The organism is Streptomyces xiaopingdaonensis, from assembly GCF_000262345.1.
Classification (GTDB): domain Bacteria; phylum Actinomycetota; class Actinomycetes; order Streptomycetales; family Streptomycetaceae; genus Streptomyces; species Streptomyces xiaopingdaonensis.
In genome coordinates this window covers 1-3,579 of record NZ_AJTQ01000313.1, presented here as the reverse complement: position 1 = coordinate 3,579, position 3,579 = coordinate 1, and the positions used below count along the sequence as shown (strand labels likewise).

Genomic DNA, 3,579 nt, shown 5'->3' with positions numbered 1-3,579 from the left:
ACACCCCGAGCACTTGACGTACCGCGAGCACGTCACCCGGCCGTACCGCGCGATCCCCGGACGGTGGCTGTGAACCGGCCGGCGTCGCTCTCTACTCGCTCAGCCGACCGGGAGCCCGACGTGCCCAAGTCCCCCAAGCCGCCGCCGAATCCGGAAGGCCCACCGTGTCGCCACGACGGCGCGCTCACGCCCGACAGGAAACGGTGCGCCACCTGCAACCGGCAGCTCTACCTCTAGGAACCCCCACCATGATCCGCACCGGCTGGTACGAACTCCCCGGCGGCTTGGGCCCGTTCGACCTGCAACGCGGCGACCGCGTCCTGCACGGCGGACGCTGGGCCACCGTCGTCGACCTCTACTCCCCCGGCAGCTCAGGCCACGGCCGAGTCCTCCACCTCGACACCGGACGCCTCCAACTCCTCCGCCCACCCGAACGCATCCGCGTCCACCGCCGCACACCCCGCAGTTGAGACACCGGGCCCCGTCCCGAGCGGGCACTTCCGCACACCCGACCACCCGGAGTGGGCCCGCCGTGGCGACGCTGCGCGTGTTCCGCGGGGGAGCGCGGACCTACCGAATTCCGTCCTCCTCGGCGATACTCGGGGCACCGTTCGCCCGCGTCGTGTATCAGTCGTACGGGGGAACGGCATCGCAGGTATCAACCGGGGGGACGGCTTCGCATGAACAGGAATCGCATCTCACGCTCCCGCACGGGCTTGCGGGCCGGGACGGTGCTGCTGTCCGTCGTGGGCGTCGGGCTGACGGCGGCGCCCGCGCAGGCCGCCAAGGCGGACTGCTACGCCGGTGCGTTCTGCGCGTACAGCCAGGACGGGTTCGGGGGGACGCCGGGCAAGGTCTACGAGAACAACACGGACCTGACGGGCTACTACTCCTTCTCGCACCCGAAATCGATCTACAACAACGGCAACTCCTGCGACGTCATCATCTACACGGGCAAGAGCTACACCGGGAACAGCATGACGGTCGAACGCGGCGCCGCCCTCACCCTGGGAGCGGGCAGCACGTTCAGGACCAACGGGATCGCCTCCAACAAGTGGGTCAACTGCCGGTGACCCGCCGGAGGCACGGGCACGAAGGCACACGACCGGACGAAGCCCGCACCCCGGAGTGAGGACAGCTCGGTGAAGCCATGAGCCTCGGCGCCCGTGGAGTCCCCGCGCCACCTCGGCAACGGATTCCTCCGCCGACCCGCGTCCGCGTCCAGCGCCGGCAGACCACCGTTGAAACTCCGCTCGGGCTCGGCGCCCCGTCCGAGCGGGCCCCGGTGCCATCCCGCCGCAACGCCGCGGTGAGGGCAGTCCGCGCGGCCCCCGCAACCGACCAGGACGGGCCGGACAGGGTGCGAAGTCGGCGCCGAACACGCGCCGTTCGCCCCGCACCCTTCACGCCCCCGCGACGATGCCCGCAACAACCCCCGGCCGCGACAGAAACGGATGGTGCCCCGCCGCCACCTCGACGACCTCGTCCGCGCGGCGGGAGAACTCGCGTTGTGCCGCCGGCGGGGTGCCGCGGTCCTCGGTGCAGAGTACGTATGTCGTGGGGAGGTCGTGCCACGCCGCCGCCTGTACGGGTTGCCCGGTCACGGCGAGTGTCTGCCGGGTGAGGCGGGACAGCGCGCGGCGGGCGAGGTCCGGTGGGCAGTCGTGGACGAAGGTCTCGGCGAACAGGTCGGCGCGGGCGCCGAACGTGCCGCCGTCGGGGTCGAAGTCGAGGTGCGGGGGCGGTGGTTCGGCGCCGAAGGTCGAGAGCGACTCGCCGGGCTCGGGAAGGTAGCTCGACACCAGCACGAGGCGGCGCACCGTCCCGACGCCCGCCGCGGCCTCGGCGGCGACGATGCCGCCGTAGCTGTGCGCCACGACCACGGTCGGCTCGTCCCCCTCGGTCAGGACGGCGCGCACCGCGGCGACGTCCTCGGGCAGCCCCGGGCCTCGCGGTCCGGCCGGGCGGTCGCCCTCGCCGCAGCTCGGCAGGGCCGGGGCGACGCTGGTGACGCCGCGCTCCGTCAGTACCGCGGCGGTCGGGTGCCACCACCAGGACCCGTCGCGCACGCACGCCCCGTGCACGAAGACAACGCGCATCTCTTCCTCCTCAAGGTCTCCCGACAACGGTAGACGTACCGTCAGTTACGTGAAAACGTGCGGCGATGGGTCGACACAAGCAACCCGAGATCCGCGACCGCATCCTCGACGCCTGCGTGGACCACGCGCTCGCGCACGGGTTGCCCGACCGCCTCGAACCGTTCGCGACAGCGGCCGGCACCTCGAACCGAATGCTGATCTACCACTTCGGGACCCGGGACGCGCTGCTGCGCGAAACACTGCGCCGCGCACGGCGGCGCCAACGCGACTTCTTCGGCGCACTCGTCTCCCCACGACCGGACGAGCCCTACCCGACCACGCTGCGACGGGCGTGGCAGACCATGACGGGGCCCGCCGGCCGCCCGTACCTCAGCATGTTCGGCAGGCTCCGGGAGGACGCCGAGCAGCAGTTGTGGCCGGGCTTCCGCCGCGAGTCCACCACGGACTGGCTGCAACCCCTGGAAGACGGCATGCGAAGCATCGGCCGCCCCGAGCTCGGCACGCTCGTGCTCGCCGTCGTCCGCGGTCTCATCATGGACATCGAGGCCACGGGTGAGACGTCGCGAGCCGACCGGGCCTTCGACGACTTCCTGGCGGCGCTCGCTCCGCCGGAGCCCCGGAGTCCCGGCGCGTAGCGGCCGGTTCGGCGCGTACCGAACCCTCGCGGCGTCCGACGCCGTGGCTACGAGCCTGCCGACGCTGGGCGTCCGGACGGCACTCGGGCGGTGACAGCCAGTCCGGGGCGGCCGCCCGGCAGTGTCGGAGCGGACGCGTCAGACGGGCGCGAACGGGGAGCCGGCAGCGCGCGGCCCCTTCAGCGCCGTGACCAACTGCCGCGGCAGCGGCGTCCGTCCGTGCCCGCCGTCCGCGCAGCGTCCGACGTTCGGGCGGCGCGCGAGTCACGGCCCTCGCCGATGCCGCGAGCGGCGCCTGCGGGAGACGTCACGCCGCACGCGCAACTGCGAGTGGCCCGCGGCAGGTTGCCCGCGGCCCCGACAGCCCCCTCACACCCTCTCCGGCGGCCCCAGCACGCTCAGTTCGGGCACGGGCCCGCGCCAGGGCTCCGCCTCGACGAGGGCGTGGGCGCCCGTGGTGGCCTGCGAGAGGGTGGAGGCGGGCCGGTCGGTGGTGAGGACGTTGGGGTTGCCGTGGCGGCAGAAGGACGGGTCGTCGGGGTCGGGGTCGTACCAGGCTCCCGTGGCGAGTTGGACGACGCCGCGGCGCACGTCCTCGCTGAGGCGGACGCCGGCGAGGCAGCGTCCGCGGCCGTTGCGGAGCAGGACGAGGGCGCCGTCCTCGATGCCGCGCGCCGCCGCGTCCGCGGGGTGCATGCGGACCGGCTCCCGGCCCTGGATCTTGCTCCCCTGGCTGTGCGCGCCGACGTCGAGCTGGCTGTGGAGGCGCGTGCGGGGCTGGTTGGCGACGAGATGGAGCGGGTGGCGGACGGCGGTCGGGCTGCCGAGCCACTCGGCGGGCTCGC

General features: G+C 73.3%; 6 protein-coding genes. 4 read left to right on the top strand and 2 right to left on the bottom strand.

Annotation, left to right across the window (positions count from 1 at the left end):
- From UWG_RS34400 to UWG_RS0124275, 3 genes are all read left to right on the top strand, one after another.
- A partial coding sequence (locus UWG_RS34400; protein ID WP_474773730.1) for a DUF7848 domain-containing protein occupies positions 1–73 on the top strand: 73 nt, incomplete at its 5' end.
- 175 nt (positions 74–248) lie between these two features.
- Positions 249–470: a hypothetical protein gene (locus UWG_RS0124280; RefSeq protein WP_016909792.1), complete on the top strand. Its 222-nt coding sequence runs from the start codon at positions 249–251 to the stop codon at positions 468–470.
- Positions 471–680: 210 nt separating this feature from the next.
- Positions 681–1,073, top strand: coding sequence for a peptidase inhibitor family I36 protein (locus UWG_RS0124275; RefSeq protein WP_029391731.1), 393 nt, complete (start codon positions 681–683; stop codon positions 1,071–1,073).
- Positions 1,074–1,403: 330 nt separating this feature from the next.
- Here UWG_RS0124275 and UWG_RS0124270 read toward each other — a convergent pair whose 3' ends face one another.
- The gene (locus tag UWG_RS0124270) at positions 1,404–2,099 is read right to left on the bottom strand and encodes an alpha/beta hydrolase (protein ID WP_016909790.1); all 696 of its coding nucleotides are present in this window, start codon (positions 2,097–2,099) and stop codon (positions 1,404–1,406) included.
- 65 nt (positions 2,100–2,164) lie between these two features.
- Between UWG_RS0124270 and UWG_RS0124265 the strand changes: the two genes are divergently transcribed.
- Complete coding sequence (locus UWG_RS0124265; RefSeq protein WP_016909789.1) at positions 2,165–2,734, top strand: TetR/AcrR family transcriptional regulator; 570 nt, start codon at positions 2,165–2,167, stop codon at positions 2,732–2,734.
- A gap of 369 nt (positions 2,735–3,103) precedes the next feature.
- On the opposite strand, the gene UWG_RS30925 is transcribed toward UWG_RS0124265, so the two are convergent.
- On the bottom strand, positions 3,104–3,579 hold a 476-nt coding region (locus tag UWG_RS30925), incomplete at its 5' end, for a molybdopterin dinucleotide binding domain-containing protein (protein ID WP_016909788.1).